Here is a 15,016-nt window from a genome sequence, read left to right as displayed (position 1 = left end):
TGAAAAATAATTATGATACGATTGAACGTTTGAAAGAGAGGGAAAACAATGAGTCGTAAATGGATACATGCGTTTTTGCTTACTTCACTTGTTGTTATATTATCAGCATGTAGTCAAACAGTCGAAGAACAGGCACAAGCAGGGATGGAAAATGCTGAAACAATATTTAGCAGCGAACCGAATAAAGCAAACAAAACGATTGGACATATAGAGTTATACTTACCAAAAGGATATAGTATTGAAAAAGGAATCGATGAATTGAATTATACGATTCTGAACGGTAAAGATTCCTATATACTATTCGTCAATCAAAACGAACCGGAAGACAGTCAGTTACAGTATGATCTATTAAAGCAGGAGAATAAAAGTGAAATCGTTGAAGAGAAAACTTTCGATGCGGCTGGCCAATTTGGATTTTCTGCTGTCACAAAATTTCCTGAAGAGAAATATGAGCTGATTGTTAATTTAGGCGGCGTAAAGCTGTCGACTATTTCCGTGGATAAGAAGATTGACGATAAAATCCAGGAAATGATGGAAATTGTAAAAACAGTGAAAGTGATTGATTAGTTGAAGCATTGTACAAGCATTGAGTAAAGTAATCACATGGCTTTTTTGTTACAATAGAAGAAGTAAATGGAACGGTTCACATTTGTGAGCCGTTTTTGATTAGATAAAGGAGTGGTTGAATGGAATCGAAACAGTTAGTAGCTGAACTGAAGACTAAATTAGGTGAGGCAAACTTTACATTCACATTCGATGAAAAGCATGATAAATTACGTCTTGAACATAAAAAAATCGGACGAGGGATGGATATCTCTTTACCCGAAATTTTAACGAAGTACGAAACGAAAAAACAGCAGGCAATTGATGAAGTAATTTATACAATTGAGCAAACGTTTTTAGCGATGCAACGGGAAGAAGAAAAGGGCTTTGGCGGACTTGCTTCTGTTTATCCGATCATCCGCTCAACGTCCTTCCCTAAAAAGTCAAATGATGGACATGCATTTGTCATGACAGATCATACGGCGGAAACACGTATTTATTATGCACTCGATCTAGGCACAACTTATCGTTTAATTGATGAATCAATGTTGCCGAAATTAAACGTAACAGAAGAGCATATACGCGAAGCAGCCCGTTTTTCTGTAAAAAAATTGCCGACTTCTGTAAAACGGGATGAAGTTTCAGGCAATATTTATTACTTTTTAAATCAGAATGACGGTTATGATGCAAGCCGAATACTAAATGAAAGCTTTTTAAAGGAAATGGAAAGCCAAATTGAAGGCGAAATGACGGTATCTGTCCCACACCAGGATGTATTAATTATTGGTGATATTCGGAATGAAGTAGGGTATGATGTATTAGCACAGATGACGATGCATTTCTTTACAGTTGGCGCGGTTCCGATTACGAGCTTGTCATTTGTATATGAAAACGGTCATTTAGAACCGATATTTATTTTAGCGAAAAACAAAGTAAAAAAGGAGCAAGAAGAAAAATGAAAGTAGCTTACAACAAAGCACATGTAGGAGATGTCCTACTAGTTCAATTAGCAATGGAGCCAATCGTAAAAACAGCGATGGATCGCGCTGGCGATGTAGCCATCCTAAAAGAAGAAACAACTAGTGAAGTGAAAGCATTCAACCTTTTTAATGCAAGCAAATATGTAGAACTGGATGTTGCAGGGAATGTAGAAGTAACACCGGAACTTGTAGATAAATTAGAAGCGGCTTTACAAGCAAATGGCGCAGAAATTTCTTTAGAAGTAGATTTTTCTCCAAAATTTGTAGTCGGCTATGTTGAATCAAAAGAAAAGCATCCAAATGCAGATAAACTAAGTGTTTGTAAAGTGAACGTTGGGGATGAAACATTACAAATCGTATGTGGCGCACCGAATGTAGATGCAGGCCAAAAAGTAGTTGTCGCAAAAGTTGGTGCTGTGATGCCTTCTGGTTTGTTGATCAAAGAAGGAAACTTACGTGGTGAGGATTCATTCGGTATGCTTTGCTCTGCACGTGAACTGGCAATTCCAGGCGCACCGGAAGTAAAAGGTATTTTAGTACTGGATGATTCTGCAGAAGTAGGAATCCCATTTGAGGTTTCAACTCGTTAATTAGTACGAAAAGTTAGTATGTTGAGCTGAGTCTCTCATACTAACTTTTTTTTATCCTTAAAAATATCAGCGACAAAGCGCATTTACCCGGCAAATATGATATGCTTTTGAGGTGTATATTATTTATATACTGTATTTAATATAAGAAATAAAGACCGTCTCAAATAGTGGAATTTGTACGGCAATGTTTTTAAGGAAAGAAGTGGTAATTATGAGTTGGATTAAAAATAAATTTAATAAACTATTTAAAATGGATCCAGATGAAGAATATGATGATTATGAAGAGTATTCCCAAATGGATGATATAAACCAATCAAAACAAACTGAGGCACAGCAAAATTATCAGGAAGAAAAAGAAGCACCGAAAAAAGCATTCCGATTCCCTTTAATAGAAGATGATTATGAGGAAACAGCGAATCAAGAAAATGAGCAGAGACAAACGACGCGATTTTATGATGATGACAAGGAAAAATTGACATTACCAAATTATTTGCAAAAGCATACAGTACAGGAAGTATATGATGTCGAAGTATCTGGTATACGAGATTTACTGGAACGCCGCCGTAAAGGGAAAGGTCAAACAAATGTTGTGCACACAAGAGATCCTGTTCGTCGCTTGCCGAATTTAAAGGAAGAGCGGGAAGCAATACGCCATAATAAGCCTGTACGCGCGGAGAGAATGGAAAACAAACAAATTCTAAAACCGATCGAAATTAGGAAACGTTTTATTCCTACCGATGTTCCGTCGCCTGTACACGGATTTAAAAAGCCGTCATCGATTGAAACATTAATCGAAAAACAGCAGGAAGAAAAGCTTAAAAATAAGGAACAGCAACATTCATCAATAATTGAACCTGTGCAGAATGAAACGCCAGAACATTTGGTCGAACCAGTTGCTGTCCCATCACCAGATGAAGATCAACAGACCGTAATAGAGCAGCAGGAACATTTAATACACGAGTCTTCTTTAGCAGTTGAGATTCCACAAACAGAACCAGTTGAAGCAGAACCTGAACTTGAGCATGAAGAAGTGGTTTCAGTCGAAAAGGCTGAACCAGCTGAGGTAGACCAACAACCAATGGAAGAAACGATACTTGAGCAACAGAACGATGCAGTGACTGACATAGGAAATGAACAGGAAGATACTGTAAAAGGTGACACACCTGTTGCAGAAACAATCAATGATGTACAAGTGAAGCATGTGACGATTGAAAACTCGACGATTCACATTGGACAATTGAATGTAGAGCAAATGCCACCATCTGAGGAAGCGACTATCATTGAGCAGAATAAGGAAGAAACGGATATAGTACAGCCGATCAGCACAAGAAGCCGTGTTCCTTTTAATGTGGTAATGCTGAAGTCAGATAAGCAAAAATTAATGACGAAGCAATTTGTCGAGCAGCAACTAAGTCTACAAAGTAAAAAAAATAAAGAAGACGAAGTTAAGCGAGAAGAGAGTGTAAATACGTTTGAAGAGCCAAATGAAGCTTTTACTGAACGAGAAAATTTTGTGCAACATGAAAACGATGTTGAAGTGGAAACTATTTATCAAGATACTCAAACAACTCAGAATGATGCACGGGAAGCACATGAAAATGAAGAAGTCATTACTTTTAACGAGCAAGTCGTAAAGCATGAACCAAACAGTCAGCTTGAAGAGGGAACGATGAGGAATTCTACTTCTACATCAATTGGATTGCTGGAACGTGAATCCGTTGTACCTCCACAAGTAGATGAACTGTTAGAAGTTGCTGCAACTACGGAAGCGATAGTGGAAGAAGTTCCAGAAACATTGGATATTCAAGGAGTACCCGAAATTCAAGAAGTGACCGTACTTCCTTTAGTTAATGAAGAGGAAGATCCGATTGTTGAAGAAACCTCAGACATAAAAGAATCTACTTCACAAGAATTGGCAGTGGATGAAGCGGAAACTTTAATAGAAGCACCTCCAGTTAAAAGAATACCTTATGTAAAACCACCTCTTGAATATTTAGTACCACCGGAGGAAATGGTAGAAGACCGTGACTGGATGGATGAGCAAGGCGAAAATTTAGTGGAAGCACTATCGCATTTCCAGGTTCAGGCACAAATTGAATCGATCGTACAAGGACCGGCTGTTACGCAATTCGAAATTACGGTAGGGCACGGGACGAAAGTAAGTAAAGTCCGCAATTTAACGGATGATATTAAATTGGCATTGGCTGCAAAGGATATTCGTATTGATGCGCCAATTCCGGGGAAACGTTCAATCGGTATTGAAATTCCAAACCGGATTTCGCGTTCGGTCCGTCTTTCTGAAGTGACAGAATCAGCATCGTTTAAAGATTCTGATTCTCCATTAGAGGCGGCACTGGGCTTGGACTTAACAGGGAAGCCTGTAACAATCGACTTACGGAAAATGCCGCATGGTTTAATTGCCGGAGCGACAGGATCGGGTAAATCGGTATGTATTAACTCGATTTTAGTCAGCCTGCTTTATAAAGCAAATCCGAATGAATTAAAGCTGATGCTGATTGACCCGAAAATGGTGGAACTTGCTCCATTTAACCATATTCCGCATTTAGTCAGCCCTGTTATTACAGATGTTAAAGCGGCTACTGCAGCATTAAAGTGGGCAGTAGAAGAAATGGAAAGACGTTATGAATTATTTATGCACAGCGGTGCACGTAAAATAGAAGCATATAATAAAATGTGTGATGCAAATGGTATGTATGCACAGAAGCTACCATACTTATTGATTGTCATCGATGAGTTGGCAGATTTAATGATGATGTCTCCACAAGATGTGGAAGATAGCATTGTGCGAATTACGCAAAAGGCCCGTGCTGCAGGAATTCATTTGATTGTTGCTACACAGCGCCCTTCTGTAGATGTTATTACAGGCCTGATAAAATCAAATATTCCAACGCGTATCGCCTTTTCTGTATCATCGCAAATCGACTCTCGTACAATATTGGATTCGCAGGGCGCAGAACGATTGCTTGGTCGCGGAGATATGCTATATTTAGGAAATGGAATGTCGGCTCCAACCCGTATTCAAGGTACATTTGTTACAGATGACGAAATCGAAGAAATTATCGAGTATGTACGTGAACAAGGAGAGCCACAATATATTTTTAAACAGGAAGAATTATTAAAACGCTCAGAAACAATAGAGGAACAAGATGAGTTGTTTGAAGAGGCATGCCGATTTGTGTTTGAACAAGGCTCAGCATCGACATCACTTTTACAACGCCGTTATCATATTGGCTATAATCGAGCAGCTAGATTAATCGATATGTTAGAGCGACATGGTTATGTTTCAGAACCAAAAGGAAGCAAACCGAGAGATGTATATATTACAGAAGAAGAGCTGTTTGAGCAATTTGGAGGCTAAAGAACTAGGTAATTGGACAAATGAAAAAATTTGAATTGTCGTTCAATTATCGTAACGTGTATTTAGTGCTATAATGTAGGCATACTTTGAAACAATAAAATTGATAATTCAATGGGGTCTTCGTATCCTAGGAGGGTTTTATAAATAATGACACGCTATCATTTTACCGGTATTAAAGGTTCAGGCATGAGTTCCCTGGCGCAAATCCTATTTGATGCAGGAGAACAAGTTCAAGGTTCCGACTATGAAACATATTATTTCACGGAGCAACCATTACGTGACCGAGGAATAGAAATTTTAAATTTTGATGAAAACAATATTAAAGAAGGTTTAATAGTTATTGCAGGGAATGCATTTAATGATGATCATCCAGAATTAGTGCGTGCACGGGAGCTAGGTGTTGAAGTCATTCGCTATCATAAGTTTTTAGGCGAGTACAGCAATCGCTATACTTCAATTGCCATTACAGGTGCGCATGGTAAAACGTCTACGACTGGTTTAATGAGCCATGTTGTAGGCGGTTATATGCCGACATCTTATTTAATCGGTGATGGTACTGGTTCAGGTAAAGAAGATGCTTCCTATTTTGTTATGGAAGCATGTGAATACCGTCGCCACTTTTTAGCGTATCATCCGGATTATGCAATCATGACGAATATCGATTTTGATCACCCGGATTATTTCACGAGCATTGATGATGTATATGATGCTTTCCAACAGCTGGCTTTACAAGTGAATAAAGCAATTATTGCCTGCGGGGATGATGAACAGCTCCAGAAAATTCAAGCCAATGTACCAGTGGTTTATTATGGTTTTGATCCTGCAAATGATTTTTCTGCGCGTAATATTGTTAAAACATCGGAAGGTACGGAATTTGATGTTTATGTACGTAATGAGTTTTACAGTAAATTCTTTATTCCGTTATTCGGTGACCATACGATTTTAAACACGTTGGCGGTAATTTCACTGTGTCATTATGAAGGAGTTCCGGCAAAGCTGATCCAAGAACGCCTAAATACGTATGGCGGGGTAAAACGTCGCTTTACTGAAACGAAAGTTGGCAATGCGATCTTAGTGGATGATTATGCACACCACCCGACAGAAATTGCGGCAACTTTGCAATCAGCTCGACAAAAATATCCTGAGCGTGAAGTTGTAGCGGTATTCCAGCCACATACGTTTACTCGAACTAAAGCATTTTTACAAAACTTTGCGGATAGTTTGAGCGGTGCCGACGCAGCCTATTTATGTGATATTTTTGGTTCTGCACGCGAAAAGCAAGGAGAGCTTACGATTAATGATTTAGCTAACTTAATTGATGGCTGTACTGTTTTAACAATTGAAACAGTAGATCAACTTAAAAAACATGAAAATGCCGTGTTCCTGTTTATGGGAGCGGGAGATGTTCATAAATATCAAGATGCATTTGAAGCAATTTTGAATTAATTGAAAAACAGCTTAACCTGGAAGTAGAAGGATAAGCTGTTTTTCCATACATAAAATGAACTTTAATCAGTAGGGGTTTCTTCATCCCCTATTGATTGTTAGTTTCACCAATCTTGCATTTCCCTAGCCTTTTTACCCTGATAAACACTAGAGGCGGAAGTCTTACTTCACGTTAATGCGGGATAAATGTTGGAACTTCTATTCATTAAGGGTTTTATTCATCAAGAGATTGGGGAATATGAAAGCATGGACAAAATGGTCATTCGCCTTTAGTGAATAAATAAATAACAAATTAGAAGTATTCACGTATGAAAAGCTTGAATTTCATGAGGTTTTAGCGAAAAAAATGCTTTTCTAGGAAAAGGATTGTCGCAATTTTTGTCGAATGTATTAATTGGAACTAGATAGAGGAGGTTATTTTTGATGGAAGTATTACTTTATATTGCGGCATTAGTGGCTGCAATCGGATTTTTAGTCCTATGTGTAAGTATTGGTATGACATTGTTTTCTGTTAAGAATACTTTAAATTCGATTGCGGGAACAGTTGCTGGTATCGAAGGACAAATGGAAGGCATTACACGTGAGACGACGAGCCTGCTTACAAAAACAAACGCATTGGCAGATGATATTTCAGATAAATCGGAGAAGTTAAATTCAGTAATGCATGCTGTAAAAGGTGTTGGCGATTCTGTTAATAACTTGAATTCATCCGTTCAACGCATTACAACATCGATTTCAACAGAAGTGCATAAAAATGAAGATAAAATTGCGCAAGTCGTTCAATGGAGTAATGTAGCGATGGGGATTGCAGATCAATGGCGTCAGCGCAAGCCGATTAATGAAGAAGATGTAATTTATACAAGTACTAAAACAAATGAAACACCACCAAGTTTAGGTGGAAAGTCGAAATTTGGTTTCTTAAAACGTAAGTAATGGGAAAATGACACTCAATCACAAGGGGGATTTTTAAAATGGAAGAAAAACGCGTAAACTATGATTATAACCGATTAAATGATTCGATTTATGATGATGAAAAAATTCATGTAAAGGATTTTGTCATTGGCGCTTTAGTAGGCGGTATTGTCGGTGTAGCGACAGCCTTATTACTCACACCGAAGACAGGCAGTGAAATGCGTAACGATGTAGCAGTACAAGCTGTTACATTAAAGGATAAAGGCATTGAGCTTTCCGGCACGGCAAAGGAAAAGACTGCACAACTTTCATCGCAATTAAAAGAACAATCTTCTTCAATTGTTGAGAAAGTTAAAGCCAAAACAGCAAAACAACCACCTGCTTTCGATGATGGAACAGCTTCATCAGAAGGTGAAGAACCATTGCCATTAGATAAAATGGTAGATGAAGAAGTACTCGCTGCCGAATCTCCGGATCCAGATAGCGTAAATACAGATCCAGATATCGCAGCAAACTCAACTCGTCATTCAGATGTTCAATAAAAAAAGGCTCCCAAATAATTGGGGGCCTTTTTTTTATTAACCAACAATCGGCTGATCGGTTAGATGGATTTCCAGTTGATCGCCACCAAATATTTCAGCATCAAATGAAGAAGGCTGCCCATTCTTTAAAATCGTAAATGACCCCTTAAATGACGCAGGAAGCTGCCAGCTGGAAAATCGAAAGACATCCTGATAAATCCATTTGCTTGACTCTTTTTCGATAATACTAATTGTAGCCCCATTCGGCACTGTTGCTTCACGCTGTACAACTTGACCGTTTACAGAAAACGCTTTCGCTGTTTTTACAAGTTCCACCTGTTCTTGCTGGAACGTAACAATCACCTTTTCTTCCAATAACAAATTCAAATGGGCGGCAATTTGCTCAGCAGTGGGTAAATGACGCTGTTTAAATGTAATATTATCACTATTTTGAACAGGGTAATGCAGTTTCCCGGGCTTACCATTAATGTAAAGCTGAGATGAAAAATCAGGGAAGGATACAGGTTTCCCATCGATATGGACAAAATACGGTTGGAACTGCTGTGCATGTATAGAATAGTTTATTGATTTCAATACATCTTCCACCGTTTCGCTTGTTTCGACGACAATTACATCGCGGTCCTGTAAAAGCGAATCCATTTTTCCGATTTTCCCGTTTACGAATATTTTCGGTCCAATAGTATATTGCGTTTCTTGGATTGTCACAATCTTTACGGAAGCATGATCAATAATTTCCCCTATCGTAACAGATGCGCCTGACCCATCTTTTCCGGGAATCAGTTGTATTTGATCTCCATTTTTAATAAGGGATTTAATTGATGCATGTTCACCATTCAATATGATCTGTGCTGGCTGCCCATGCTCCCCAGGTACGAAAACATTTTGACCGTTCACTGTAATCGACAAACCATGTCCTGGCTTTCCATATAGTTGTTTTGCTCTGACGTTCGCAGCCAAAAAAGCATCCCCGACTGTCATTTCCTTCAACTCAAAGAGGCGTACAACTTGTTCGTTTACTTTAATAGACATGTAATGAATCGGTGATTTTTGTGCGGCAATCGCAATCCCGATCGGTGTCACAAGCTCAGGCGTTGCTGCAATATGTGGTGCGCGTGTTAAATTCTGAATGGCATTCACATCACGTACCGCCACACGGTTAGCCGGTAAATTTAATATTTTTCCGATTTCTTCTGTTAAGTGGGGGGTTAAACTTCCTCCACCTACTAGCATGACCGCTTTTGGAGGCGTGTTGTTGTTTAACCGCAAAATTTCTTCTCCGATGGACTTTGCCAAGTTTTCAATGGCAGGATATATTGCTTTGATCACTTCTTCACGTGGAAAATATTCGTCAAATCCTAAAATATCCTGAATAAGAACTTCATCACTCGTATGTAATTGTCGTTTGGCCATTTCAGCGACCGGAAAATCCAATAAATAATGGTCACTTAAACTTTCCGTAATTTCATCGCCAGCAGTCGGCACCATCCCATATGCTACAACCGTGCTTTTATCTGTAATGGCAATATCCGATGTTCCCGCACCAATATCAACAAGTGCTACATTCAAACGGCGCATTGAAGGAGGGATCAGCACATTTATTGCGGCAATCGGTTCTAAAGTGAGGGCTTCCATTTCCAAATTGGCCCGTTTTAATGCAGCAAGCAATGATTCCACAACAACACGTGGCAGGAAAGTGGCAATCACTTCTACGGATGCTTCCTCACCTTGCTGATCGAGAAGACTTCCAATTTCTTCACCATCCAGACGGAAATACAAAACAGAATAGCCGACACAGTAATAATGATTATTTTTTGTATCTTCCTTATGAAGCAATAATTGTTGCTGGGCCTGTTGTACTGCTTGCAGTTCCAGGCGGTTAATATCTTCTTCCGTAAAGATCGGTCGGTTTTTAATAGAAATGGAAACACTGGCCTGTTCGGTTTTTAATGCCCGTCCTGCTGCTGCAACACTTACTTTTTCCAAAGGTCCATGCGTCTCTTCCAATTCATTCTTAATTTCCTGTATAAGCTCAGCTACGTACAAAACATTATGTATTTGACCATCAACCATTGCCCGTTCTTTATGTTCTCTTACTAAAATATCGGCCACATGATAGGTATCTGCATGTTGCTCTAAAATAATGCCGACAACGGAGCGTGTTCCGATATCAAGTGCGAACAATTTGTTTGCCATATGAAAACGCTTCCTTTCAATTATTATCACAATATACTTTAGCGAGTTGAATCGCTAAATTAAAAAGACGTGACATTCTACAATAGTTTGATTATAATAAGTTTATTACTTAAAAATGTATCATACTTTTTATTTATCTGAAAGTGCCGGATACGCAAAGAAGAGGGGTAGAGGAATATGCATCAACAAGATTTAGAAAGCTTACGCAGCCAGATTGACAGCTTGAACTTAGAAATTTTACGTTTAATTAATGAACGTGCATCAGTAGTAGAAGAAATCGGTAAAATTAAAGAAAAGCAAGGTGTCAATCGCTATGATCCACTTCGTGAGCGTCACATGCTTGACTTAATTAAGGAAAATAATAACGGTCCTTTAAATCAAATGACGGTTGATTATATTTTTAAACAAATCTTCAAAACAGCCCTTAAACAATTAGAAGCAGAAAAGAAAAAGGAATTACTCGTTTCACGTAAAGAAAAGTCAGAAGATACTGTCATTAATGTAAATGGTGAATTAATTGGTACAGGAGCTCCTTCTTTCGTATTTGGACCGTGTGCGGTTGAGTCATATGAGCAAGTTGCTGCAGTTGCTGCAACGATTCAGGAAAAAGGCTTAAAATTAATTCGCGGTGGTGCATACAAACCACGTACATCTCCATATGATTTCCAAGGCTTAGGTCTGGAAGGTCTAAAGATTTTAAAGGATGTTTCTAAAGAGTACGGTTTAGGTGTCATCACAGAAATCGTAACACCTGCTGATTTAGACCATGCATTGGACTACATCGATGTTATTCAAATTGGTGCCCGCAATATGCAAAACTTTGAACTGTTAAAAGCGGCTGGAGCAACAAATAAACCAGTTTTATTAAAACGCGGTTTAGCAGCGACAATCGATGAGTTTATTCATGCAGCAGAATACATTATGTCAAAAGGTAATGAAAACATTATTTTATGTGAACGCGGTATTCGCACATATGAAAAAGCAACTCGTAACACATTGGATATTTCTGCAGTTCCGATTTTAAAACAAGAAACACATTTACCGGTAATGGTGGACGTGACGCACTCTACAGGACGTCGTGATTTATTATTGCCATGTTCAAAAGCGGCAATCGCTATTGGAGCAGATGGAGTAATGGCAGAAGTGCATCCAGATCCATCAGTTGCATTATCGGATCAGCAGCAGCAAATGGATATTCCAACTTTCAATGCTTACTACGAAGAACTTTTAAAATTCATGAAGCAATACGAAGTGTCAAAATAATCATTAAGAAGCCCATGTTGAGTAATTTCAACATGGGCTTTCAATATGTCTGTACATTTTAATTTGACGGAAGTGGTAGAGTGATTTACAATTTTTAACAAGTGCTATCGTTTTGGTAGCATACTTTTTGAATATTTTAAGACAATTGACGAAAAAACCACGTATTCACTGGGTTTTAGATTGAAAATAGAAATGGAAATATTATATGATGAAGCTATACATAACAATTAGTTCTACTAGTCGTTTATAAAAACTTGTATCACTATGATAAAAAGGGGGAGAAACTTTTGACTGTCACAATTTATGATGTTGCACGTGAGGCGAATGTATCAATGGCAACCGTATCTCGCGTAGTAAATGGAAATCAAAATGTTAAGCCTGCGACAAGAAAAAAAGTGTTGGAAGTGATTGAGCGTCTCGAATATCGTCCAAATGCAGTAGCACGTGGCTTAGCAAGTAAAAAAACAACATCAGTAGGAGTCATCATCCCTGATATTTCGAATAATTTAAATGCTGAGCTGGCACGAGGCATTGAAGATATTGCGACAATGTACCGCTATAATATCATTTTAGCAAATTCAGATCAAAATGAAGAAAAAGAGTTGTCTCTGCTTGATACAATGCTAGGAAAACAGGTTGACGGTATTGTCATGATGAGTGAAGAGGTAACAGACAATATTCAACGCGCGGTGGAGGCATGTCCTGTACCGATAGTATTGGCAGGATCGATCAGTTCAACTGAAAAAGTAGCTTCTGTAAACATTGATTATTATAATGCGGCATTTGAAGCTGTAGAAACACTAATTGATAATGGACATACGAGAATTGCCTTTGTCTCTGGTCCGCTACAGTATACAGTGAATGGTCAGCATAAACTTGCAGCCTATAAAGATGCGCTTGAAAAAGCAAACATTGAAATAGATGATGCATTGATTGTTGCTGGAGATGGTTCCTATGATGATGGATTGGAAAGCTGGGAGAATTTAAGTGAACTACAGCAACCGCCTACAGCTATTTTTGTCGGGAATGATGAGCTTGCAATTGGACTAGTACATGGCATTCAAGATAGCGGAAAAAATGTGCCGAATGATGTTGAAATTATCAGCTTCGAAAATTCAAAACTAGCGCGCATGGTACGACCAAAACTTACAAGTGTTGTATTGCCTTTATACGATATTGGAGCTGTCGCAATGCGCTTATTAACGAAGTATATGAACAAAGAGGAAGTTGAACAGCAACATGTCATCTTACCTCATCGCATAGAAAAGCGTGGTTCGAGTAAATAACAAAAGCGCCTGGCAAAAGCTGACAGGCGCTTTGTTTTATTTATAGCCTTATAGTTACTTCAAAGCAAATGTTATGAACGGTTTTTTTCTGTACGAATAATATGTAGTGCTTTTTCAAGCATTCGTATATTTTTTTCCTCAATTTCTGCTTTGCGCGGAATAGGATCATATAAAGGATGAGGATCATTCCATGTCGGGATTAGCGGAACAGGTGATTCCGATTGCCATTTATCAAGCCATTGCTGTGGCAACGGTCCAGTCGGAGCAGGCTGATCGGTCATCTCCGTCCAAATATGTGACCATGCTCGTGGGACGACCCGCCAAATATCATAGCCTCCGCCACCAACTGCAATCCAGCGTCCGCCACAATATTCATGTGCCAATTTATGGGCAAGCTTCGGTATTTCTTTATAAATATTCATTGTGCCGTACAAATGTGTGAGCGGATCAAAATAATGTGCATCTGCACCATTTTGTGTCAAAACGACATCCGGTTTGAAAAATTCAAATACTTCCCGCATTGACTGCTCGTAAATTTCTAAAAAGCTCTCATCTTCTGTAAATGCATCAATCGGGAAGTTAAAAGAAGTCCCGTAACCTTCACCATTCCCGCGCTCTGTTATATTGCCTGTACCCGGAAATAAATAGCGGCCGGTCTCATGGATCGATAATGTACATACATTCGGGTCATCATAAAAGGACCATTGAACGCCGTCTCCATGATGGGCATCAGTATCTACATATAAAACACGCAGTCCGTACTTTTCCTGGATATATTTTATCGCTACACTGCTATCATTATAAATGCAAAAACCGGATGCTTTTCCGCGGAAACCGTGATGGAGACCACCGCCCAAGTTTAATGCATGCTGAGCTTTTCCCTGCAGTACCTGGTCGACCGCCTGTAATGTACCGCCAACTAAAAGCGCGCTTGCTTCGTGCATATTTTTAAAAATGGGGGTATCTTCTGTTCCAATACCATATGGTTCCCCTTGCTGGGCAGTTAACTCGCCATGGCCTGCCTTTTTTACGATCTCTATATACTGCAAATCATGAGCCAGCGCAATTTCTTCATCTGTTGCAATTCGAGCAGGGACGATATCCTCATCTTGAAGTGCACCAATATTTTTCAGTAAATCTATCGTTAAGTGTAATCGCTTATGGTTAAACGGGTGTGTGTCCGAAAATTTGTAAGTGAGTTGTTCTGGTGAATAAATAAATACAGCTTTTTTCATAATGTGACGCCAGGTAAGTTTGGCCACAATACATCGTATCCTTGCTTTCGCAAATCTTCAATAATATGCAGCGGATTGATTACTTGCAGACGGACACTTACAATTCGGGTTTTCACATTTTCACCATCAGGATATACGAGTACACTTAATACATTTGCCTTGTTTTCGTGAAATACTTTTGTAATTTCAAAAAGCATGCCAGGTTTGTCATTTACCCGAATATCAATTTTAGAGCCGGGCTTATGTGCGCCTGTTAATTCGATGTAAGTATATAGTAAATCAGTCGTCGTAACGATGCCGACCAGTTTGCCGGCAGTAACTATAGGTAAACAGCTGATTTTAGCATCATAAAAAGTCATGGCCACTTCTTCAACGAAGTCTAGCGGATGACCGACAATCGGATTTTTAACCATGATTTTCTCGATTGGGGCATCATAAATCGTAGAGTCGGGTTCTTCGCGCAATCGAGAAGGCAAAGCATTTTTCAAGTCATGGTCTGTAATGATTCCCACAACCACATTTTCTTTGTTTACAATTGGCACATGACGGATATTTTCCTCTCGCATAAGGCGCACAGCATCGCGTACCGTGTTTTCAGGCAGGAGTGTATGTATCTCTCTTTGCATGATTTCTTCGACAATCATAGT

At 39.0% G+C, this 15,016-nt stretch carries 12 protein-coding genes; 9 read left to right on the top strand and 3 right to left on the bottom strand.

Going from position 1 to position 15,016, the window contains the following annotated elements; genetic code table 11:
- Positions 1-48 precede the first annotated feature (48 nt).
- From MHH37_RS14910 to MHH37_RS14880, 7 genes are all read left to right on the top strand, one after another.
- Positions 49-567, top strand: coding sequence for a hypothetical protein (locus MHH37_RS14910; protein WP_342573640.1), 519 nt, complete (start codon positions 49-51; stop codon positions 565-567).
- A 119-nt stretch (positions 568-686) separates the two neighbouring features.
- Positions 687-1,502 carry a DUF1444 domain-containing protein gene (locus tag MHH37_RS14905; RefSeq protein WP_008408213.1) on the top strand — a complete coding sequence of 272 codons (816 nt, stop codon included), beginning with the start codon at positions 687-689 and terminating at the stop codon, positions 1,500-1,502.
- Entirely contained in the window at positions 1,499-2,113 is a 615-nt protein-coding gene (gene ytpR / locus MHH37_RS14900) for a YtpR family tRNA-binding protein (RefSeq protein WP_342573639.1), read from the top strand. Before MHH37_RS14905 ends, ytpR begins: the two co-directional genes overlap by 4 nt.
- Positions 2,114-2,324: 211 nt before the next feature.
- Positions 2,325-5,492, top strand: coding sequence for a DNA translocase FtsK (locus MHH37_RS14895; RefSeq protein WP_342573638.1), 3,168 nt, complete (start codon positions 2,325-2,327; stop codon positions 5,490-5,492).
- A 147-nt stretch (positions 5,493-5,639) separates the two neighbouring features.
- A complete protein-coding gene (murC, locus tag MHH37_RS14890; protein WP_342573637.1) occupies positions 5,640-6,938 on the top strand; it encodes a UDP-N-acetylmuramate--L-alanine ligase in 1,299 nt (432 codons plus the stop codon).
- 423 nt (positions 6,939-7,361) lie between these two features.
- Entirely contained in the window at positions 7,362-7,871 is a 510-nt protein-coding gene (locus tag MHH37_RS14885; protein WP_008408228.1) for a DUF948 domain-containing protein, read from the top strand.
- 38 nt (positions 7,872-7,909) lie between these two features.
- Positions 7,910-8,392, top strand: coding sequence for a YtxH domain-containing protein (locus MHH37_RS14880; protein WP_008408229.1), 483 nt, complete (start codon positions 7,910-7,912; stop codon positions 8,390-8,392).
- A gap of 36 nt (positions 8,393-8,428) precedes the next feature.
- Here MHH37_RS14880 and MHH37_RS14875 read toward each other — a convergent pair whose 3' ends face one another.
- Positions 8,429-10,585 (bottom strand): cell division FtsA domain-containing protein, encoded by a 2,157-nt coding sequence (locus MHH37_RS14875; protein WP_342573636.1) that lies wholly within the window; start codon positions 10,583-10,585, stop codon positions 8,429-8,431.
- Positions 10,586-10,762: 177 nt separating this feature from the next.
- Here MHH37_RS14875 and MHH37_RS14870 point away from each other — a divergent pair, with 177 nt between their 5' ends.
- A complete protein-coding gene (locus MHH37_RS14870; RefSeq protein ID WP_008408231.1) occupies positions 10,763-11,848 on the top strand; it encodes a bifunctional 3-deoxy-7-phosphoheptulonate synthase/chorismate mutase in 1,086 nt (361 codons plus the stop codon).
- Between the two features lie 287 nt (positions 11,849-12,135).
- Positions 12,136-13,134: a catabolite control protein A gene (gene ccpA / locus MHH37_RS14865; protein ID WP_342573635.1), complete on the top strand. Its 999-nt coding sequence runs from the start codon at positions 12,136-12,138 to the stop codon at positions 13,132-13,134.
- 71 nt (positions 13,135-13,205) lie between these two features.
- Here ccpA and MHH37_RS14860 read toward each other — a convergent pair whose 3' ends face one another.
- Positions 13,206-14,369 (bottom strand): acetoin utilization protein AcuC, encoded by a 1,164-nt coding sequence (locus MHH37_RS14860; protein WP_008408234.1) that lies wholly within the window; start codon positions 14,367-14,369, stop codon positions 13,206-13,208.
- Positions 14,366-15,013 carry an acetoin utilization AcuB family protein gene (locus tag MHH37_RS14855; RefSeq protein ID WP_008408235.1) on the bottom strand — a complete coding sequence of 216 codons (648 nt, stop codon included), beginning with the start codon at positions 15,011-15,013 and terminating at the stop codon, positions 14,366-14,368. The genes MHH37_RS14860 and MHH37_RS14855 overlap by 4 nt, the downstream gene beginning before the upstream one ends.
- Between the last annotated feature and the right edge of the window lie 3 nt (positions 15,014-15,016).

The organism is Solibacillus sp. FSL K6-1781, assembly GCF_038630735.1.
Lineage (GTDB): Bacteria > Bacillota > Bacilli > Bacillales_A > Planococcaceae > Solibacillus > Solibacillus silvestris.
The sequence above is the reverse complement of the archived record's forward strand: the minus strand, read 5'-3'. Positions and strand labels throughout refer to the sequence as shown.